18 protein-coding genes are annotated in these 20,955 nt (G+C 61.1%); 9 read left to right on the top strand and 9 right to left on the bottom strand.

The genetic code is table 11. The annotated features are described in order from the left end of the window. Positions 1-52 precede the first annotated feature (52 nt). The 4 genes from OC605_RS09850 to OC605_RS09835 all read right to left on the bottom strand — a co-directional run bounded on the left by OC605_RS09850 (position 53) and on the right by OC605_RS09835 (position 5,308). Entirely contained in the window at positions 53-1,405 is a 1,353-nt protein-coding gene (locus tag OC605_RS09850; RefSeq protein WP_262136794.1) for an imelysin family protein, read from the bottom strand. A gap of 146 nt (positions 1,406-1,551) precedes the next feature. Further along, on the bottom strand, positions 1,552-3,603 hold the full coding sequence (locus OC605_RS09845; protein ID WP_016773430.1) for a putative bifunctional diguanylate cyclase/phosphodiesterase: 2,052 nt from the start codon (positions 3,601-3,603) through the stop codon (positions 1,552-1,554). A 329-nt stretch (positions 3,604-3,932) separates the two neighbouring features. After that, on the bottom strand, positions 3,933-4,529 hold the full coding sequence (locus tag OC605_RS09840; protein ID WP_016773431.1) for a superoxide dismutase: 597 nt from the start codon (positions 4,527-4,529) through the stop codon (positions 3,933-3,935). A gap of 176 nt (positions 4,530-4,705) precedes the next feature. Next, positions 4,706-5,308 (bottom strand): LysE/ArgO family amino acid transporter, encoded by a 603-nt coding sequence (locus OC605_RS09835; protein WP_130888882.1) that lies wholly within the window; start codon positions 5,306-5,308, stop codon positions 4,706-4,708. 96 nt (positions 5,309-5,404) lie between these two features. Here OC605_RS09835 and OC605_RS09830 point away from each other — a divergent pair, with 96 nt between their 5' ends. The 4 genes from OC605_RS09830 (at position 5,405) to OC605_RS09815 (ending at position 9,343) form a co-directional block, all read left to right on the top strand. After that, the gene (locus OC605_RS09830; protein ID WP_262136791.1) at positions 5,405-6,292 is read left to right on the top strand and encodes a LysR family transcriptional regulator ArgP; all 888 of its coding nucleotides are present in this window, start codon (positions 5,405-5,407) and stop codon (positions 6,290-6,292) included. A gap of 106 nt (positions 6,293-6,398) precedes the next feature. Further along, entirely contained in the window at positions 6,399-7,391 is a 993-nt protein-coding gene (locus OC605_RS09825) for an NAD-dependent epimerase/dehydratase family protein (protein ID WP_262136788.1), read from the top strand. Positions 7,392-7,507: 116 nt separating this feature from the next. After that, on the top strand, positions 7,508-8,365 hold the full coding sequence (locus OC605_RS09820; protein WP_262136787.1) for an ATPase: 858 nt from the start codon (positions 7,508-7,510) through the stop codon (positions 8,363-8,365). A 129-nt stretch (positions 8,366-8,494) separates the two neighbouring features. Next, complete coding sequence (locus OC605_RS09815) at positions 8,495-9,343, top strand: cache domain-containing protein (RefSeq protein WP_262136785.1); 849 nt, start codon at positions 8,495-8,497, stop codon at positions 9,341-9,343. Between the two features lie 132 nt (positions 9,344-9,475). On the opposite strand, the gene OC605_RS09810 is transcribed toward OC605_RS09815, so the two are convergent. Then, on the bottom strand, positions 9,476-10,993 hold the full coding sequence (locus OC605_RS09810) for an MDR family MFS transporter (RefSeq protein WP_262136783.1): 1,518 nt from the start codon (positions 10,991-10,993) through the stop codon (positions 9,476-9,478). 77 nt (positions 10,994-11,070) lie between these two features. Beyond that, positions 11,071-12,255 carry a 4-hydroxybenzoate 3-monooxygenase gene (gene pobA, locus OC605_RS09805; protein WP_374190764.1) on the bottom strand — a complete coding sequence of 395 codons (1,185 nt, stop codon included), beginning with the start codon at positions 12,253-12,255 and terminating at the stop codon, positions 11,071-11,073. 184 nt (positions 12,256-12,439) lie between these two features. On the opposite strand from pobA, the gene OC605_RS09800 reads away from it, so the two are divergent. Continuing rightward, a complete protein-coding gene (locus OC605_RS09800; protein WP_024014136.1) occupies positions 12,440-13,330 on the top strand; it encodes a helix-turn-helix domain-containing protein in 891 nt (296 codons plus the stop codon). A 131-nt stretch (positions 13,331-13,461) separates the two neighbouring features. Here the strand turns inward: OC605_RS09800 and OC605_RS09795 are convergent, their stop codons facing one another. Beyond that, on the bottom strand, positions 13,462-13,638 hold the full coding sequence (locus OC605_RS09795; protein WP_016773438.1) for a hypothetical protein: 177 nt from the start codon (positions 13,636-13,638) through the stop codon (positions 13,462-13,464). Between the two features lie 130 nt (positions 13,639-13,768). Beyond that, entirely contained in the window at positions 13,769-14,674 is a 906-nt protein-coding gene (locus OC605_RS09790) for a LysR family transcriptional regulator (RefSeq protein WP_262136780.1), read from the bottom strand. 113 nt (positions 14,675-14,787) lie between these two features. On the opposite strand from OC605_RS09790, the gene OC605_RS09785 reads away from it, so the two are divergent. Beyond that, positions 14,788-15,666: an MBL fold metallo-hydrolase gene (locus tag OC605_RS09785; RefSeq protein ID WP_262136779.1), complete on the top strand. Its 879-nt coding sequence runs from the start codon at positions 14,788-14,790 to the stop codon at positions 15,664-15,666. A 45-nt stretch (positions 15,667-15,711) separates the two neighbouring features. After that, a complete protein-coding gene (locus OC605_RS09780; RefSeq protein WP_130888877.1) occupies positions 15,712-16,326 on the top strand; it encodes an NAD(P)-dependent oxidoreductase in 615 nt (204 codons plus the stop codon). Positions 16,327-16,649: 323 nt separating this feature from the next. Here the strand turns inward: OC605_RS09780 and OC605_RS09775 are convergent, their stop codons facing one another. After that, the gene (locus tag OC605_RS09775; protein ID WP_122507735.1) at positions 16,650-17,531 is read right to left on the bottom strand and encodes a LysR substrate-binding domain-containing protein; all 882 of its coding nucleotides are present in this window, start codon (positions 17,529-17,531) and stop codon (positions 16,650-16,652) included. A 218-nt stretch (positions 17,532-17,749) separates the two neighbouring features. Between OC605_RS09775 and OC605_RS09770 the strand changes: the two genes are divergently transcribed. Both OC605_RS09770 and OC605_RS09765 read left to right on the top strand, forming a co-directional pair. Beyond that, on the top strand, positions 17,750-19,387 hold the full coding sequence (locus OC605_RS09770) for a 5-guanidino-2-oxopentanoate decarboxylase (RefSeq protein ID WP_130902369.1): 1,638 nt from the start codon (positions 17,750-17,752) through the stop codon (positions 19,385-19,387). Next, the gene (locus tag OC605_RS09765; protein WP_262136884.1) at positions 19,387-20,835 is read left to right on the top strand and encodes an aldehyde dehydrogenase family protein; all 1,449 of its coding nucleotides are present in this window, start codon (positions 19,387-19,389) and stop codon (positions 20,833-20,835) included. Before OC605_RS09770 ends, OC605_RS09765 begins: the two co-directional genes overlap by 1 nt. The last annotated feature ends 120 nt before the right edge of the window (positions 20,836-20,955 follow it).

Here is a 20,955-nt window from a genome sequence, read left to right as displayed (position 1 = left end):
ATAATGAAAAAGGCGACCCGAAGGTCGCCTCTTTTTGACGCGGACGCTGCGATCAGAATTCGTGATCGGCGTTGTCCGGGTTCAGGTCGCTGATGCCCAGTTTGCCCGCAGCGGCTTCGATCGAGCCGGTCTGCTTGACCAGCGCGGCGATGGCGTCGCGAACGACCTGGTTGCCAGCGGTGTTGCCGGCAGCGATCAGCTGGTCGTAGTGCTCACCCTTGTTGGCGTGATCGACCATGACCTGGATCTTCGCTTCGGTCGCGGCCAGATCGGCTTTCAGCGCGGTGTCGGCAGCCGGGTCGGCCTTGGCTACCAGCGACGACAGGCTGGCGCCGGTCAGCTTGGTGCCGTCAACACGGGTGTACTCGCCCAGGTAAACGTTACGCACGCCTTTGGCGTCGTAGAAGTGCGAGTAGTGAGTGTTGTCGCTGAAGCAATCCTGCTCGTCTTCAGGGGAGTTGGCTTCCAGGGAAACCTTCATGCGCTCGCCCGCCAGTTCACCCAGGGACAGGCTGCCCATGCCGAAGAGCATTTTGCGCAGGCCGGTTTCGCCTGGCTCGGCTTCCAGGGTGGCGCGGTAGTTGTCGGACACGTTCGGCTTCCAATTGCCGACCATTTCTTCCAGGTCGCTGACCAGCAGTTGGGTCACGGCTTTCAGGTAGGCACGACGACGGTCGTTATGACCACCGGTGGCGCCGGCGCCTTCCAGGTAGTCCGAGGCCGGACGGTTGCCAGCGCCAGGGCCGGTGCCGTTCAGATCCTGGCCCCAGAGCAGGAATTCGATCGCGTGGTAGCCCGTGGCAACGTTCGCCTCGGAACCGCCCAGCTCGTTGAGGCTGGCGAGTTTTTCCGGGGTGATCTCTTTCACGTCGACCTTGTCTTCGCCGACCTGCACTTCGGTGTTGGCGATGATGTTGGCGCTGGCGCCCGGGTTACCCAGTGCGTGTTCGTAGGATTTGTCGACGTAGTCGATCAAGCCCTCGTCCAATGGCCAGGCGTTAACCTGACCTTCCCAATCGTCAATGATGGTGTTGCCGAAGCGGAACACTTCGCTCTGCAGATACGGTACGCGTGCGGCCACCCAGGCAGCCTTGGCGGCTTTCAGGGTGTCGGCGTTCGGCTTGGCGAGGAACGCGTCGACCGCGCTCTGCAGGGTTTTCGCGGTGGATTCGGCATCGCTGTAAACGGCGAAGACCATGTCGGCGTAGTGCGCGACCACAGCCTTGGCGGCGGCATCGTCAACTTTACCGGCGGCAGGAGCAGGTGCAGCGGCAGGGGCTGGAGCAGCACTGCTGGAAGCCGGAGTCATTTCGGAGGCTTTTTCTTTGTCCTTGCCTTCGCCGCAACCGGCGAGGGAAATAGCGATGGCCAGCAGACTGGCGGTAGCCAGAGGCATACGAATCATGGCGAACATCCTGCTTCGGTAGTTGAGTGGACTGGCGCCGGGGGCGCGCAAAACTGCGACATAATGCAAATCTTTCGCATTATGTGTAAAGGCGTGCTTGGAAATATTTCTTATTTAGGCAAGTGTGATGGCGCGATCTTGCGCTTTTAGAGAATGGCCGCGTTGCTGCGTTGCGCCTGCTTGAGGTAAATGCCCAGCTCCCGCGCCGGCAGCGGTTTGCTGTAGTGGTAGCCCTGACCTTCGTGGCAACCCTCGGAAATGATGTAGGTTTCCTGCTCGGCGGTTTCCACGCCTTCGGCAATCACCTGCATGCCCAGGCTCTTGCCCAGTTGAATGATCGCGCGAACGATGGTCGCGTCATCGTCGTCATCGAGCAGGTCCTGAACGAAGCTCTTGTCGATCTTGATCTTGTCCAGCGGCAGGCTTTTCAGATAACTGAGGGACGAGTAGCCGGTGCCGAAGTCGTCGATCGCGATCAGCGCACCGGAGCGGCGCAGGCTGAGCAGATGCTGGGCGGCGGTGGTGATGTCTTCCATCAGGCCGGTTTCGGTGACTTCCAGTTCCAGACTGCGCGGCGGCAGGCGGTACATCTGCAACAGGTTGTTGACCACCCGTGGCAGCTCGGCGTGGTGCAGTTGCACGGTGGACAGATTTACCGCCATGCGCAGATCGACAAAGCCCTGATCGTGCCACTCGCGCAATTGCTTGCAGGCCTGATCGAGCACCCACTCGCCGATGGCGATGATCGTGCCGTTCTGTTCGGCCAGCGGAATGAACAGGTCCGGCGGCACCAGACCGTGTTCCGGATGTTGCCAGCGAATCAGCGCTTCGACGCCGACCACGCGGTGATCGCGATAACTGATCTGCGGTTGGTAGACGAGGTAGAACTGGTCGCGGATCAGCGCATCGCGCAGGTCTTTTTCCAGCTCGCGACGACGGCGCATCTCGCTGTCGACGCTGGCGATGTAGAACTGATAGCGATTGCGCGAGCGGGTCTTGGCCAGGGTCATGGTCTGCTCGGCTTTCTGCAACAGCTTCTCGGTGCTGTCGCCGTCCTCCGGAAACAGGGTTATGCCGATGGTCGCGCGCAGGCGGATCTCCTGATCGTCGAGGGCGAACGGCGCCTCGAGGTCATCGAGAATGCTTTGCGCCAGTTCTGCTGCTTCGTAAGGTTGTTCAATGTCGGCCTGCACCAGCGCGAACTGATCGCCGCCCAGGCGAGCGAGGGCGCCGAGACGACCGCTGTGGGCACGTAAGCGATCGGCCAGGGCCAGCAGCAATTGGTCGCCGGTCTGGTAGCTGAATTGCTCGTTGATGCCCTTGAAGTCATCCAGGCCGACGCACAACACCGCGACGCGGCGCTGCAGCTTGCCGGCATCGACGAGAATCTTGTCCAGTTGCTGCTGCAATTGCTGGCGGTTCGGCAGACCGGTGAGGAAGTCGTACTGGGCCATGCGCAGCAGGCTGTTTTCCGCTTCGTGGCGCAGGTGGGTGTTGCGTTCGATGGACTCGAGCAACTGGTTGGCGGTGTTGATCCACAGGCCCAGTTCGTTTTTTTCGTGGCCCTTGATCTGCGGAATCTTGTGCTCGCTGGGACGATCGGGGTTGATCTCGGTGAGGTGCTCGATGATTCGCGACAGCGGTTTGGTCAGCAACCAGTGATAGACCAGATACAGCACCAGGCCCAACGCCAGTGCGCGCAGCACGCCGGAAATGAAAATGATCACCGAGCTGACGATGAAACCTTCGCCATAAGTGGCGGTGTCGAGTGTGATGCTCAGGTCGCCGTAGTATTCGCTGTAAGGGCCACGGCCGACCAGCTGCGTGGTGAAGGTGCGTTCCTGGCCGAGAATCAGGTCGGTCAGCCAACGGCTGTTGGAATGCTGCAGCTCGCGGGATTTCTGCGCCAGCATGGCTTCGTTGGGATGGCCGATCGAGGCCTGACGCACGGCGTCGTCCTGGAACAGCCCTTCGATCACCTGCATGCCCATTTCCCGATCCAGGCTGTACACGGCCTGGGTCGATGGATCGCGGAACATGTCGAGGATGCGCTCGGCGTCGCCGGCAACCGCCTGACGGGTCTTGTAGGCATCGAAGACAATCTGCGCGCAGCTCAAGACTACGCCTACGATCAATGCCGACAGGAGCACGACCCGGAGCAACTTCACCGACAAGCTGTTCTTGAGTTCCAGCTTCAAAGGGTTATTCCTTGTTCCGTGCGGGTAGCGTCAAGTTGCCATGAGTATTGGCAATCCCGGGTTGGCAGTCAAAGGGACAATCAGGCACGGGAAAAGTCGCCGTGATCCTGGCCGCAATGTCGTCATTTGAGTAATAGCTCTGAATCAACTGTGTCGGTTGCAATTACCTTCAACTTGAGCACTGGGCCAAAGATTTTTTCCTTTCTGTGATGGTAGACGGCTGGGGGCTGGCGGCAAACGGCGTGAAGCTGCTTTTACCGTGCGAGAAACGCCATGCGCCGGGCATAAAAAAACCCGGCCGAAGCCGGGCTTTTCATCGGGCGCGCAGCTTAAGCGGTGAAGGTTTTGCCTTCGAACTGCTCGGCCACGAACTTCCAGTTGACCAGGTTCCAGAACGCTTCAACGTACTTCGGACGCAGGTTGCGGTAGTCGATGTAGTAAGCGTGTTCCCAGACGTCGCAGGTCAGCAGCGGGGTGTCGCCGCTGGTCAGCGGGTTGCCGGCGCCGATGGTGCTGGCCAGGGCCAGGGAACCGTCAGCCTTTTTCACCAGCCAGCCCCAGCCGGAACCGAAGGTGCCGATCGAGGTTTTGCTGAATTCTTCCTTGAACTTGTCGAACGAACCGAACGCTGCGTTGATGGCATCTGCCAGGGCGCCGGTTGGTTGACCGCCGGCGTTTGGTGCCAGGCAGTTCCAGTAGAAAGTGTGGTTCCAGACCTGAGCGGCGTTGTTGAAGATGCCGCCCGAAGAAGTCTTGACGATTTCTTCCAGGGTCTTGCCTTCGAACTCGGTGCCTGGCACCAGGTTGTTCAGGTTCACGACGTAGGTGTTGTGGTGCTTGTCGTGGTGGAACTCCAGGGTTTCCTTGGAGATGTGCGGCTGCAGGGCATCGTGTGCGTAAGGCAGCGGCGGCAATTCGAAAGCCATGATGATTCTCCTAATCAGGTCTGTTGCGGTGAGCGCAAGGCCGATCACGGGCGGCCGGAAATGCACCGGCGAGTTTTTACTCTTTGCGGCGCAGGGTTCGGATCATAGCACCGGGGTCGCGCCTTAACCACGCAACAACTGTGTGGGATAGAGGTTCCAGAGCCTTTGGCAATTATTCATCCGGCGATGATCAACTGCGCGGCCACGGCGAACATCATCATTGCCACCACCAGATCGAGAATGCGCCAGGTGCTCGGGCGGGCCAGCCACGGTGCCAGCCACGCCGCGCCAAGGGCCAGGGTGAAAAACCACAGCAACGATGCACTGGCCGCGCCGACTACATAAGCGCCCGGCACCGATTGCTGCGCGCCCAGCGAGCCGATCAGCAATACCGTATCGAGATAAACGTGGGGGTTAAGCAATGTCACCGCCAGAGCGCTGAGCATCACTGCGCGCAGCGAACGCACGGTCTGGTTTTCGCCTTGCTCAAGGCTCTGTTTCGAGCAGGCCCGGCGCAGCGCCTGGCTGCCGTACCAGATCAGAAACGTCGCGCCGCCCCAACGGGCAATCGCCAGCAGGGTCGGGTTCTGCGCCAGAATCGTCGCCAGGCCGAACACCCCGGCCGCGACCAGAATTGCGTCACACACCACGCACAATGCCGCCACCGGCAAATGGTGTTCACGGCGCAGGCTTTGCGCCAAGACAAAAGCATTCTGCGTGCCGATCGCCATGATCAGGCCGAACGCCACCAACAGGCCGTTTACGTAGCTTTGCCACATGGGAGAGATCCTTGAAAGAGAGTGCTTGCTGGCTATTCTCCGGTGTGACGCTGTATAAGAAAAACCAATAGTGCTGATCGCCCATTAGGAAAACTGATGTTCGACTATAAATTGCTTTCCGCGCTCGCCGCTGTGGTCGAGCAGGCCGGATTCGATCGTGCCGCACAGGTGCTGGGCCTGTCGCAGTCGGCGATCTCCCAGCGCATCAAATTGCTTGAAGCGCGGGTCGGCCAGCCAGTGCTGGTGCGCGGAACACCGCCAGCGCCGACCGAGATCGGCCGACGCTTGCTCAACCATGTGCAACAGGTGCGGTTGCTCGAGCGCGATTTGCAATCGGTGGTGCCGGCGCTGGACGAAGAAGGCCTGCCCGATCGCCTGCGCATCGCCCTCAACGCCGACAGCCTCGCCACTTGGTGGGCCGCGGCCGTTGGCGATTTCTGCGCCGAGCAGCATTTGTTGCTCGACCTGATCGTCGAAGACCAGACCGTCGGCCTCAAACGCATGCGTGCCGGTGAAGTGGCTGCGTGCCTGTGTGCCAGCGAGCGCCCGGTGGCCGGCGCACGCAGCGTATTGCTCGGCGCCATGCGTTATCGGGCGCTGGCCAGCCCAGCCTTCATCGCCCGGCATTTTCCCGATGGCGTGCGCGCCGAACAGCTGTCGCGCACCCCGGCGCTGGTGTTCGGCCCGGACGATTTCCTCCAGCATCGCTATCTGGCGCTGTTGGGCGTCGACGGCGCGTTCGAGCATCATTTATGCCCGTCCTCTGAAGGCTTCATTCGCCTGACCGAAGCCGGTCTGGGTTGGGGCCTGGTGCCGGAACTGCAGGTGCGCGAACAATTGCAGCGCGGCGTGTTGCTTGAATTGCTGCCAGATAAACCGATCGACGTGCCGCTGTACTGGCATCATTGGCGCAATGGCGGCCAGTTGCTCAATCTACTGACCGAACAACTGCTGCGCTCCGCAAAGCAATGGCTAGTGGCTTGAACGCAGCCGCAAGCGTCAAGCTGCAAGCGGCAAGCGGCAAGAACACGCACCGTTTCAATTTGGAGCTGAAAGCTCGAAGCTTGCAGCTGCTTCCCTGGAGTTTTTGATGAAGATTTTGGTTACCGGCGCCAGCGGCTTTATTGGCGGGCGCTTTGCGCGTTTCGCCCTGGAGCAGGGCCTTGAAGTGCGGGTCAACGGTCGCCGGGCCGAGAGCGTCGAGCATCTGGTGCGCCGGGGCGCGGAGTTCGTGCCGGGCGATCTGACCGACGCCGATCTGGTGCACGACCTGTGCAGCGATGTAGAAGCCGTGGTGCATTGCGCCGGTGCTGTCGGCGTGTGGGGGCGTTATCAGGACTTTCATCAGGGCAACGTCGAAGTCACCGAAAACGTCGTCGAAGCGTGCCTCAAGCAGCGGGTGCGGCGGCTGGTGCATCTGTCGTCGCCATCGATCTATTTCGATGGCCGCGATCATCTCGGTCTGACCGAAGAGCAAGTGCCCAAACGTTTCAAGCATCCCTACGCCGCGACCAAATATCTGGCCGAGCAGAAAGTCTTCGGTGCCCAGGAGTTCGGTCTGGAGACCATCGCCCTGCGCCCGCGTTTCGTCACCGGTGCCGGCGACATGAGCATCTTTCCGCGCCTGCTGAAGATGCAGCGCAAGGGGCGTCTGGCGATCATCGGCAACGGCTTGAACAAGGTCGATTTCACCAGCGTGCAAAACCTCAACGAAGCCATGCTCAGCAGCCTGTTGGCCCAAGGTTCGGCGCTGGGCAAGGCTTACAACATCAGCAACGGCACGCCGGTGCCGCTGTGGGACGTGGTCAATTACGTGATGCGGCGGATGGACGTCGATCAGGTGCGCAAATACCGCTCCTACGGTCTGGCCTACAGTGTTGCGGCGCTCAACGAAGGCGCATGCATGCTCTGGCCCGGACGCCCTGAGCCGACCCTGTCGCGCCTGGGCATGCAGGTCATGAAAAAAAATTTCACCCTCGACATCAGCCGCGCCCGGCATTATCTCGACTACGATCCGAAAGTCAGCCTGTGGGCGGCCCTCGATGAGTTCTGTGCGTGGTGGAAAGCCCAGGACATCCGTTGAAACGATTCGGCCGGGCGGCAATGAACCGCCTTGCGGGTTGAGGGTCAATGCCTGCGGCTGCGACGGTTATACTTCGCAGCATTTAGCCATCACCGCGTTTGCCAAAGGTTGCCTCAATGTCCATGCGAAACGATGCCCACGACGACGATTTCGATAACGTGCCAAGCCTGCGCGCTGACCCGTTCGACGACGATGACATCGCGCCCGGCCCCCGCACTTCCGTGCATTCGCGCAGCGCGCCAGTGGTCAAGGCCAAGGCCGCCAGCACCGGGCCGCTGTGGGCGCTGGTCGGCGCGTTGTTTTTTGCCTTCATCGGTCTGGCCTGGTGGAGCTTCCAGCAGATCTCGCTGATGGAGCAGCAACTGGTCGCCACCCAGGAAAGCTTCGCCCGCATCAGCGAAGAAGCGGCAGGGCGCCTGCAGGATATTTCCGGCAAGGTCGTCGCCAGCCAGAGCAACGTCAGCAATGACAGCGAAGCGCTGAAGCTGCAAATCAAGCAACTCGAAGGCAAGCTGCTCGACCAGAGCAAGCAGCAGCAAGGCGTGGCCGGGCAGGCCAGCGAACTGGACAAGCGGCTGGCGCAGATGACCGCGCAGACCACCGAACAACAGAACGCTAATACGCAGTTGCAGGCTCAGGTCAAAGCCTTGAGCGCCGAGCTGGCGACCATTAAAAGCACCCCGGCCGATACCAGCAAGGTCGATGCGCAGTTGAAAGCCTTCGACGCCCAGTTCAAAAGCCTCGGCGCCGATATCGCCGCGCTGAAGAAACAGGGCAACCCGAGCGCGGCTATCGATCGTCTGGAGCAGGACATCGTGGTGTTGAAAAGTCAGCAGGACAACCGCCCGGCAGCGCCACAGGGTGGCGGCAACACCGCCGAGTTCGATGCGTTCCGCGCGCAGATGACCCGCAACCTCAATACCTTGCAGGCGCAGATCCAGAATCTCCAGCAGCAGATCAATTCCCGCCCGTAAGCGCTGAGCGAGGCTGGCGAGCATTGCTTGTCAGCCTCACGGCGCAATGTTCAGAAACGCTCTGAATATCTCTACATGACCGCAAGCCGTCTACGCTCTTGAGACACCAAAAAGAACGAGGGATGCGCTATGGGGTTTTTGCATAAAGTGGCCTGGCTCGGCCTGATGCTGTTGGCCGGCTTCGGCCAGGCCAGCGCCGCCACCGCCACCAAGGATGACAGTCAGGCCGCCATCGCCCTGCTGGAAAAAGCCTTGGCCTACTACCACGACAATGGCGACAAGGCCTTCGCCGCGTTCAGCCGCCAGGGTGAGTTCGTCGACAAGGATCGCTACGTGTTCGTCCTCGACACCAAAGGCGTCATGCTTGCCAGTGGCGGGCCGTCATCGGCGCTGATCGGCCGCGATGTCAGCGAAGTGCTCGGGCCGGATCTGCAGAAGGCGTTCAAGGATGCGCTGAAAGTGCCGGAAGGCAACGGTATCCAGCAGGCCGAATACCGCTGGCAGAACTGGGCCGACGGCAAGGTCGAGCGCAAGCATGTGTTCTATCAGCGCGTCGGGCAGCGCATTCTCGCGGTAGGTTACTACCTGCCACGGGCCTCGGCTGAGCAGGCCAAGGCCTTGCTGGACAAAGCCGCGACGGATCTGTCCAAGAACGAGAAGGCCACGCTGACCGCGATCAACTCGCTCAAGGGCGGTTACTTGCAGGATGACCTGTATGTCTTCGTGGTCGATCTGAACAACCAGCGGTATGTCGCCCACGGCACCAATCTACGCTTGATCAACACTGATTTTGGCAAGGTCAAGGATCCGGAAGGCAAACCGGTGGGCGAGCCGATTCTGGCGCTGATCGGCAAACAGGATGAAGGCGAATATGAATACCGCTGGAAAAACCCGGTGACCGGCAAGATCGAGGACAAGCATGCGTACCTGAAAAAGGTCGGGCATTTCCTCGTCGCGGTGGGCTACTACAGCCCTTGAGCGCGCGATGATCGTTCCCACGCTCCGCGTGGGAATGCAGCCCGGGACGCTCTGCGTCCCATCCAAGGCCGAACGCAGAGCGTCCGTTGAGGCATTCCCACGCAGAGCGTGGGAACGATCAGCGCAAAAGGCTCATTTCGCGCCGTGTTCCCGCCCGCGCAGCAGGTTGTTCGGCATGGCAATCGCCGCTGCCAGCCCGAGCAACGACACTGCCGTGCTGACCCAGAGCAAGTGGCGGAAGGTCACCAGCAGCTCCGCGCGCAAAGCGTTCTGCGCTTCGCCGGGTGCTGCGTTCAGGCCATCGAGCAGGACGTTGCCCGAATGCCCTTCGCTGATCAGCGAACTGTTCGCCAGGTGGGCGAAACTGGAGTCGTGCAACAGCGCCAGCAGCAGCGCCGACATCAACGCCACGCCCACCGCGCCGCCCAGTGAGCGGAACAGATTGGTGGTGCTGGTGGCGACGCCGATGTCGCGTTGTTCCACCGAGTTTTGCGTGCCGACCAGCGAGGTCGGGAACTGCATGCCGCCAGCAATGCCGCTGAGCAGCATGAACAGACCGCTGAGCAGTGTCGCTTGTGGCGGACTGAAGGCCATGCCGAGAATCGAGATCGGCATGAGGATCGCCCCGGTGAGAATCTGCGGTTTGTAGCGTCCGGTGATCGAAGTGCGGCGGCCGGCGAAATAGGCGCCGATCGGCAAGCCCATCGCTAGTGGCAGCAAGTGCAACGCCGCGCTGTCAGCGCCAGCGCCGGTGACGCTTTGAAAGCGCAGCGGCATCAGCACGATCAGCGAGATGGCCTGGAAACTGGTGAAGAAGATCGTGCACCAGCACAACAGGGCATTGCGGTTGGCGAACAGGTGCATCGGCAGCAACGGCTCCCGCGCCCGGCGCTCATGCCAGACAAACAGCGCCAATACCACCACGGCACAAGCGAACAGGCCGAGCACTTCGCCGCTGTGCCATGAATGGCCTTGGCCGACTTCGGTGATGCCGAGCAGCAACGCGGTCAGGCCGATGATCATCAGCACCGTGCCGAGGTAATCGATCACCGGTTTACGCTGCGGAATCGGCAAGCCGCGCAGGTTGCGCCGTGCCACCCACCAGGCGCCAAGCCCCAGCGGCAGGTTGATCAGAAACACCCAGCGCCACGACAGGTATTCGGTCATGTAGCCGCCGAGCACCGGACCGGCAACGCTGGCCACGGCGTACATGCTGCTGAAGTAACCCTGATAGCGCCCGCGTTCACGCGGCGGGACGATGTCGCCGATGATCGCCTGACTCACCGAGATCATGCCGCCGGCGCCGATGCCCTGAAGGATCCGCGCCAGCACCAGTTGTTCCATGCTCTGCGCCATGCCGCAGAACAGCGAGGCGAGGGTGAACAGGCCCATACCGAACAGCATCAGTTTGCGCCGCCCGTACAGGTCGCCGAGCTTGCCGTAGATCGGCACCGCCACGGTCATCGCCACCATGTAGCCGGAAATCACCCAGGCCAGCAGGCTGACGTCCTTGAATTGCGCAGAGATCGCCGGCATCGACACGGCGACGATGGTCTGGTCCAGCGCACCGAGGAAGATCGCCATCATCAAGGCGACCAGCACGCTGCGAATGGCCGGTTTGGGCGTTTCAGGCTGATTGAGAATGGTCACGGAAAACCTGCGGGCGGTGATGGACCCGCGCGGCCTTCGCGCGCGGGTGGATGCTCGCAGTGTAAGTCGGTAGGAAGCTATTCGATAGCCTCGTACGGAAGCCCGACGTAATTTTCTGCAATGGTTTTTTGCCCGGCTTGCGAGCTGACAAAATAGTCCAGTTCCGAAGCGCTGATGCGCTGGCTGAATTCATCGTGCTCGTCGAAGCGATGCAGCATCGACGTCATCCACCAGGAAAACCGTTCGGCTTTCCACACCCGGCGCAGGCAGATCTCCGAGTATTTTTCCAGCAGATCGGTGCGGCCTTCGCGATAGACCTTCAGCAGAATATTGAACAACGTGCTGACATCGCTGGCAGCCAGGTTCAAGCCCTTGGCGCCAGTCGGCGGGACGATATGGGCGGCGTCGCCGACGAGAAACATGCGCCCGTACTGCATTGGCTCGACGACAAAACTGCGCAGCGGCGCGATGCTTTTTTCGATCGAAGGACCGGTCACCAGTTTTTCCGCGAGGGCATCCGGCAGGCGCTTTTTCAGCTCATCCCAGAAACGCTGATCGCTCCAGTCATCGACGTTTTCATCCGCCGGCACTTGCAGGTAATAGCGGGTGCGCGTGGCTGAACGCATGCTGCACAAAGCGAAGCCACGTTCGTGGCGGGCGTAGACCAATTCGTCGTGGACCGGCGGTGTGTCGGCGAGAATGCCCAGCCAGCCGAACGGGTAGACCCGCTCGAAAATCTTCAGGCAATCGGCCGGAATCGACTGCCGCGCGACGCCATGGAAACCATCGCAACCGGCGATGTAATCGCAATCAACGCGCCAGCTTTCACCGTCCTTTTCGAAGGTGACAAAAGCTTCGTCGCTTTTCATGTCATGGGGAACGACATTGCTCGCTTGATAAATTGTTGGCGCGCCGGCCTCCCGACGAGCGGCCATCAGGTCGCGGGTGACCTCGGTCTGGCCGTAGACCATTACTGTTTTGCCGCCGGTCAGCGCGTGCAGGTCGATGTGCACCTGACGCCCGTCCAGCGCCAGATCAAAGCCGCCATGAACCAGACCTTCGGCATCCATTCGCTGACCGACGCCGGCCTCACGCAGCAGCTCTACCATGCCTTGTTCAAGCACACCGGCACGGATGCGCCCAAGAATGTAATCGGGCGTCTGGCGTTCGAGGATCAGGGTGTCGATGCCAGCGTTGTGCAGCAACTGGCCAAGGAGCAGTCCGGAAGGACCGGCGCCGATAATGGCGACTTGGGTTTTCAGGGTTTTCATTGTTTTTATGACTCGCAAGCTTCACGCAGCAACAGCCGGTGAATGATTTTATGGATCGAGTGCTTGCATTTTTCCCTTGCGGGTCTGTCAATTGAAGGTGAAAACTGAGCCGATACCTGTACATTCTGCCAATCGGTGCGATTATCGCCCAAAAACCAGAGGCCTGGATTGAAGTATGAACAAGCCTGCCCTGCCTTCTATTCCGGTGTTCAAGCTCTATGGTGAAAGCCTGGACTGGCCGACCCCGGACTTGCTGCACTGTGAAACCATTTCCTCGCGCAGTCGCGAACACCAATGGGAAATCAAACCTCACCGCCACGCGGATCTATGCCAGCTGCTGTTCGTTTTCAAAGGTCAGGCAGAGCTCGAAATCGAAGGCCAGCGCACGCAACTCGAGACTCCGGCGATACAGGTGCTGCCACCGTTGTCGGTGCACGGCTTCCGTTTTTCCGAAGATGTTGAAGGCTTCATCGTCACCTTGGCCACGCCGCTGATCAACCATTTGCAGGCGCAACTGGGCGATTCGGTACACGCGTTGGCTCGGGCGGAAAACTACCCGGCCGGCAAGGATGGCGATTATCTCAACAGCCTGTTTTCAGCGTTGCAGGCCGAGTACAACGGCCATCAACCGGCGCGGGAAATGCTCATGCATTCGCTGGTCAGCGTGATCATGGTCTGGGTCAGCCGCCAGGCGATCGTTCGGCACAAGGCCAGCCAGCGCCCGCAGCGCCAACGCGAATACCTCAACGGTTTCATTCAGTTGGTGGAAGAGACTTACCGCCAGCACGTCAAGGTCGAAGACCTCGCCCATCGCCTGGGCATCTCTGTGTCGCACCTCAACGGCACCTGCCGTGAACTGGCCGGGCAACCGGCGTTGCAGATCATGCACGAGCGTCAGTTGCTGGAAGCCAAGCGCCTGCTGACCTACACCAGCATGACGATTTACGAGATGTCGGAGTTGTTGGGTTTTTCCGACCCGACCAACTTCACCCGGCTGTTCCGCCGCCGCGTGGGAATTTCGCCAAAGGCGTTCCGCGACCGACTCAAGGCCGAGCAACAATCCTGAAAGCGCTGATGAGCCCTGTGGGAGCGAGCCTGCTCGCGAATACGGTCTTTCATCCAGCATCCTGGTTGACTGACACACCGCTTTCGCGAGCAGGCTCGCTCCCACAAGGGATGCATTCCAGGTCAGTCTTGTCAGCGCAATGCGTTCAGCGTGGCATTGTGCGGAATACACCGCTCATAGTTGCAGCTCGCATACTCGCGCGGCAGCTGGCGCAACTGCTCGACCCGCCAGGCAGCGGTGCCGTACAGCGCCAGCGTGGCGGCGCAGGTGATGAAAATGGCGGCGTATCTTTTTGTTTTGATGTTCATGGTGTTCGACCTCTGAACGTCTACCTTGCGGTATTACTTTGAGCATAGGTCAGCGGCGCGCACTTGCCAGCGAGTGCGCTTGAGGATTTAGCCGGCCATTCAGCGAATTGATGCCCATGTGGGAGCGGGTTTACAGGCCGACATCCCACGCGGGATTTTCGGGAAACCGTCGAACCAGAAAGTCGAGCATGCTGCGCAGTGCCGCCGGCATGTGTTTACGTGAGGCGTACACCGCGTAGATATTCATCTGGCGCGGTTCTGCGTGTGGCAGCAAACGCAGCAGCTCGCCGTTGTGAATATGCACGCCAGCCTGGTAGGTCGGCAGCATCGCCACGCCCGCGCCGGCCAGGGTTGCGCGCAGAAGGGTGCTGGCCTCGTTGGCGCTGATATTGCCCTGCACCGGTACCGAAACCGGTTCGCCATCCTCCTCGAAATGCCACAGGCTCTTGCCGAAATAGGAATGGGTCAGGCAGTTATGTCGGCTCAAATCCTCAACCGTGTGCGGCGCCGGATGCTCAAGCAGATAAGCCGGCGCTGCGCAGACCACCGAGCGGCACACGGTCAGGCGCCGGGCGATCAGATTCGGATCAAGATCATTGCTGGTGCGAATCGCCAGATCGATGCGTTCATCGACCAGATTCACCGTGCGGTCGAGCATTTGCAGATCGATACTCACGCCGGGGTAAAGCCTGACGTACGCCGCGACCGCATCGGCCAGTTGCGCCTGGCCAAACGAGGTGCTGACGCTGATCCGCAGCAGTCCGCGCGGCGCGTCATCGGGTTCGCTGACGGCGGCCTGCATGTCCTGCGACAAGTCGAGCATCTGCCGGCAGCGCGGGAGGATTTCACTGCCAGCGGCGGTCAGGCTCAATTTGCGCGTGGTGCGGTGCATCAGCCGCGCGCCGACCCAGTCTTCCAGCTCCGCCAGATAGCGCGACACTACTGGCCGCGACAGGTCGAGGTGGTCGGCCGCCGCCGACTGGCTGCCGAGGTCCACCACCGTGACGAATACCCGCATTGCTTGAAGCCGATCCATGATTTGCCCGCTTTCAGAAACAAACTATGTCCAAGCATCGCATTTTTTGTACTGAGTCTGGCAACTAAGCTCTGTTGCATCGCCAGACTGGCATTCGTAATCCGGAGCAACAAATGATCGGCTTCACCCCCTTCAAACGCGTTCTGCTCGCCGCAGCATTTTTCGGCTTTGCCGCCCAGGCATCCGCCGCCGAGCTGAGCCTCGATGTCTACAACCCGGGCACCGAGGCGATTTTCCCGGTCAGCTCGGTGCTGGTCAGCGGTGAGAAAGAAGCGATTCTGGTCGATGCGCAATTCGGCAAATCCCAGGCCGAACAGGTGGTGGAGAAGATCCGCGCCAGTGGTAAACAGTTGACCACCATCTACATCAGCCACGGTGATCCGGATTACTACTTCGGCCTCGACACCCTGACCAAAGCATTCCCGCAGGCGAAAGTATTGGCTTCGCAGCCGACCGTCGATCATATCAAGCACACCGTCGACGGCAAACTGGCGTATTGGGGGCCGAAAATGGGCGCCGACGTGCCGGCGAAAACCGTCGTCCCGGACGTGCTCAAGGGCGACAGCCTGACCCTCGAGGGCAAGCAATTGCAGGTGATCGGCCTCGACGGCAAGCAACCGGATCGCAGCTTCGTATGGATCCCGTCGCTCAAAGCAGTGGTCGGTGGCGTGGTGGTCGCCGAGAACATTCATGTGTGGATGGCCGACACCCAGACCGCGCAATCCCACGCCGACTGGCTGAACCCCCTGCACACCATCGAAAGCCTGAAACCGCAAACCGTGGTGCCCGGTCATTACCTGGGTGACAGCAGCCGCTCGCTGGCCAGCGTGAAATTCACCGCCGATTACATCAAGGCCTTCGATGCCGAAACCGCCAAGGCCAAAGACTCCGCTGCACTGATCGCAGCGATGAAAAAGCGCTACCCGCAACTGGGCGAAGAAAGTTCGCTGGAGCTCAGCGCGAAAGTCGCCAAGGGCGAGATGCAGTGGTAAGCCGAACCTGAACACGCAGCATTTTCAAGCCAACTGGAGAATGTCATGAGCAAGATCGCAATCATTGGTGCCACCGGCCGTGCCGGTAGCCAACTGCTGGAAGAAGCCCTGCGTCGCGGCCACAGCGTCACCGCCATTGCCCGCGATACCTCAAAGGTCGGTGATCGCGCCGGTGTCGTCAGCAAGAGCCTCGACGTGCTGGATTCGGCGGCGCTGCAAGCGGCGGTGGCCGGTCACGACGCAGTGATCAGCGCAGCGCATTTCGCCACCGTCCCGGCCTCGGCGATTGTCGGACCGGTAAAACAGGCGGGCGTGAAGCGCTTGCTGGTGGTCGGCGGCGCCGGTTCGCTGTTGCTGCCGGATGACACGCGGGTGATCGACAGTGCCGGTTTCCCGGCTGAATACAAAGCCGAGGCGAACGCGGGGGCGGCGTTTCTTGATGCGTTGCGTCAGGAGCAGGAACTGGACTGGACTTTCCTCTCGCCGTCGGCGGAGTTTGTCGAGGGTGAACGCAGCGGCCAGTATCGCGTCGGCAAGGATCACCTGTTGGTCAGTGCCGAAGGGCGCAGCTGGATCACCTTTGCCGATTATGCGATTGCGCTGATTGACGAAGTGGAGACGCCGAAGCATTTGCGGCTGCGTTATACGGTCGGGTATTGAGTCAAGCCTTTTCCCCTCACCCCAGCCCTCTCCCGGGGGAGAGGGAGCCGACCGAGTTGTCTTGGGTCACGCATTGACCTGAACGACCGTGTCGATTATGGATTCGGCGTGGCTGTGTCAGGTCGATGAGTTTCTTGAGTATCCCCAATTAGTTCCCTCTCCCGGGGGAGAGGGAGCCGACCGAGTTGTCTTGGGTCACGCATTGACCTGAACGACCGTGTCGATTGTGGATTCGGCGTGGCTGTGTCAGGTCGATGAATTTCTTGAGTATCCCCAATCAGTTCCCTCTCCTTGGGGAGAGGGCTAGGGTGAGGGGAAAGGCTTCAGCGCAAATGAGCCTGCTCAACCAGCCAGAGCATCAGTTCCTCAAGTTGCGGCGAGGGTTCGGCTCCAGCAGGCACCACCACGTAATACGCCAACCCCGTCTTCACCTTCAACGCAAACGGCATCACCAGCCGCCCGGCGTCCAGATCATCACCAATCAGCGACCAGTCCCCGATCGCCACCCCTGTGCCGTGCGAGGCCATCGACATTGCCTGATCCAGCGTTTCGAAATGCTGCCCGCTGCCAAGGTTGCCCAGGCGCAATCCCGCTGCATCGAGCCATACCGACCAATCCTGAATGTCGTGGGTCGGGTGCAGTAACAGATGCTCTTGCAAATCCTGCGGTGAATTCAGCGCCGGCGAACCCTTGAGCAATTGCGGCGAGCAGACCGGTGTCAGTTGCTCGTCGAACAGATGCAGCGCGCCTGGCGAATGGTCCGGCGGCGGGCCGTAGATCACCGCAGCGTCGAATTGCTCGCGCTGAAAATCCACGCCGTGTTGCAGCGACGCCGTCAATTTGACCGGCACGTCCGGGCGTTCCTTCTGCCATTGCAGCAGACGCGGCAGCAGCCAGCGCATCACGCAGCTTGGGGCCTTGAGTTGCAAGGTTTGCCGCGTCTGACCGATCTGCTCGGTCGCTTCACTGATCAGCCCGAAGACCTTTTCCACTCGCGGCAGCCATTCGCGGCCTTCCGCCGTCAGCGCCAGACCTCGGGCCAGACGAATGAACAGCGGATAACCGAGCTGTTCTTCGAGCCCGGCGATCTGCCGGCTCACCGCGCCCTGGGTGATGTGCAACTGCTCGGCGGCGCGAGTGAAATTGCAGCATTGCGCGGTGATCCAGAACGTATGCAGAGCGGGCAGGGGTGGCAGGCGTTTCATGGCGATCCGAGGTATGACGTGGCGACATGGCTAGTATGACTTTTAATCGATTGTTGCTGCCAGTTGCGCACCGTTCCAATGGGCACTCCACGGACCCTGTGGGAGCGAGCCTGCTCGCGAAGACGGTTCAAGGTTCGACACGGATGTTGGCTGGACCGCTTATTCGCGAGCAGGCTCGCTCCCACAGGGAGTGTTCAGTGAATGAAAGGGCAATCAACATGGCAACGTGCGGCGAAGTACTGGTCAAGCTGTTGGAGAATTACGCGGTCGAGCAGGTGTTCGGCATTCCCGGTGTGCACACCGTTGAGCTGTACCGAGGCCTCGCGCGTTCAAGCATCAACCACGTCACGCCTCGTCACGAACAGGGCGCCGGGTTCATGGCTGACGGCTACGCGCGTACCAGCGGCAAACCCGGTGTGTGTTTCATCATCACCGGCCCGGGCATGACCAATATCACCACGGCCATGGGCCAGGCTTACGCCGATTCGATTCCGATGCTGGTGATTTCCAGCGTGCAGTCGCGCAGTCAGTTGGGCGGTGGGCGCGGCAAGTTGCATGAGCTGCCGAACCAGAGCGCACTGGTCGGCGGCGTCGCAGCGTTCTCGCACACGCTGATGTCCGCTGCCGAACTGCCGGTGGTGCTTGCTCGCGCTTTCGCGCTGTTCCAGGCCGGGCGACCGCGTCCGGTGCACATCGAAATTCCGTTGGACGTGCTGGTGGAAGAGGCCGATGAGTTGCTCGCCAGCCTGCCGGTGAATATCGATCGCGCCGGCGCCGCACCGGCTGCCGTGGCCCGCATGAGCGAACTGCTCGCCACGGCGCAACGTCCACTGATTCTCGCCGGCGGCGGTGCTATCGACGCAGCGCCCCAGCTGACCCCACTCGCCGAACTGCTCGACGCTCCAGTGGCGCTGACCATCAACGCCAAAGGCATGCTGCCGACCAGTCATCCGTTGTTGATCGGTTCGACGCAGAGCCTGGTCGCCACCCGCGCACTGGTCGCTGAAGCCGACGTGGTGCTGGCGATCGGCACCGAGCTGGCCGAGACCGATTACGACGTGACCTTCGCCGGCGGCTTCGAGATTCCCGGCAAGCTGCTGCGCATCGACATCGATGCCGATCAGACCGTGCGCAACTACCCGCCGCACATCGCACTGGTCGCTGATTCGCGCAACGCCGCGCAAGCATTGCTCAGCGCCTTGTCGCACCAACCGCTGGCCGAGCGCCGCAATGATTGGGGCCAGGTCCGCGCCGCGCGTCTGCGTAATGAATTGGCGGCGAGCTGGGATGCACCAACGCTGGCGCAGACGCGTTTGCTCGAAACCGTGCTGCACGAATTGCCCGAAGCGGTGTTCGTCGGCGATTCCACGCAACCGGTGTACACCGGCAACCTCACGTTCAACCCCGAGCGTCCGCGTCGCTGGTTCAACGCATCCACCGGTTACGGCACCCTCGGCTATGCGTTGCCGGCGGCGATTGGTGCGTGGCTCGGCGGCCAACTCGATAACGGCGCGCGCCCGCCAGTGGTGTGCCTGATCGGCGACGGCGGCTTGCAGTTCACCCTGCCGGAACTGGCCAGCGCCGTTGAAGCACGGGTGCCGGTGATCGTGCTGCTGTGGAATAACCAGGGGTACGAGGAGATCAAAAAGTACATGGTCAACCGCGCCATCGAACCGGTCGGCGTGGACATCTACACCCCGGATTTCGTCGCCGTGGCCAAGGGCCTCGGTTGCGCCGCGCAAGCCATCAGCAGCATCGACGAATTGCGCGCAGCGCTGCGTAAAGCGACGGACCGGCAAGGCCCGACGCTGATTGAAATCGACCAGAACCAGTGGATGCAGGCGGTGGCCCAATGATCAGTTTTCCAACCACACTCGACGGGCTCTACATCAACGGTCAATGGTCGTCGGGCCGCGAACATCTACGGGTGATCAACCCCGCTACCGAAGCGCTGCTGACCACCGTCAATGGCGGTGACGAACACGCCGTCGACCAGGCGATCAGCGCGGCGACCGAGGCGTCCGAACACTGGTCGACAACCACCGGCGCCGAACGCGCTGCGATCCTGCGCAACATTGCCAACGGCGTGCGCAACGGTCGCGATCACTTGATGAACCTGCAGTCGAGCAACAACGGTAAACCGCAGTTCGAAGCGGCCATCGATGTCGATGATGTGATCGCCACTTTCGACTATTACGCCGGACTCGCCGAAGGCTTCGACGCCGGTCAGGACAGCAACGTGCCGCTGCCCAGCGATGACTTCAGCGCACGCCTGCGTCGTGAGCCATGCGGTGTGGTCGGGCTGATCGTGCCGTGGAATTTCCCCATGGTCACCACCGCATGGAAACTGGCGCCAGCGCTCGCCGCCGGTTGCTGCGTGGTGCTGAAACCTTCTGAAGTGACGCCGCTGCCGGAGCTGGAACTGGCCGCGATCATCGCTGAATCCGGTTTGCCCGACGGCGTGTTCAATCTGGTCTGCGGCACTGGTCTGGCGGTGGGCGCGCCGTTGTCGGCGGATCCACGCATCGCCAGGATTTCCTTCACGGGCAGCAATGCGGTTGGCGTGCAGGTGATGCAACGCGCTGCCGAAACGGTGAAGGGTGTGAGCCTGGAGCTGGGTGGCAAATCTTCCTTGCTGGTGCTGGCGGATGCCGATCTGCAACTGGCGGTGGAACTGGCCTGTGGCGGCGCGTTCTTCAATGCTGGGCAGATGTGCTCGGCCACCAGTCGGGTGCTGGTTGCCGAGGCATTGATGGATGAATTTCTTCAGCGCCTGCAAAAACGTGCGGAGGCGATCCGAGTCGCTGATCCGTTTGATGCGGATGTGGAGATGGGCGCGCTGGTCAATCAGGCGCAGTACCAGCGGGTGCTTGGGCATATTGATCGCGGTTTGAGCGCCGGGGCGAGGTTGGTGTGCGGCGGCAATCGTCCGGCGCATTTGCCGCGCGGTTATTTTCTGCAACCGACGGTGTTCACCGACGTGCCGCTGGACAGCGCGTTATGGCGTGAAGAGATTTTCGGGCCGGTGGTGTGTGTGCGCGGTTTCGCCAGTGAGAGCGAGGCGATTGCGTTGGCCAACGACACGCAGTTCGGCCTGGTCGCGAGTGTGGTGACGCGCGATGCTGCAACGGCGGATCGCGTGGCCAATGCCTTGCAGGCAGGGCTGGTGTGGATCAATGCTCCGCAGGTGATCTTCCCGCAGACGGCTTGGGGTGGTTACAAGCAGAGCAGCGTTGGTCGCGAGTTGGGGCCTTGGGGGTTGGCGGCGTTTTTGGAGATCAAGCACGTCGTGCGAGCGGTGTAGAAGCCTGCCCTCACCCCAGCCCTCTCCCAGGGGGAGAGGGAGCTGACCGAGGTGTCTTGCTTTCTTCGTTGACCTGAAAAACCGAGTCGATTATGGATTTGAAGGTCATCAACCCAACGC

The sequence above is a fragment of the Pseudomonas sp. Marseille-Q5117 genome (assembly GCF_946901175.1).
GTDB classification, from domain to species: Bacteria; Pseudomonadota; Gammaproteobacteria; order Pseudomonadales; family Pseudomonadaceae; genus Aquipseudomonas; species Aquipseudomonas iranensis.
The sequence above is the reverse complement of the archived record's forward strand: the minus strand, read 5'-3'. Positions and strand labels throughout refer to the sequence as shown.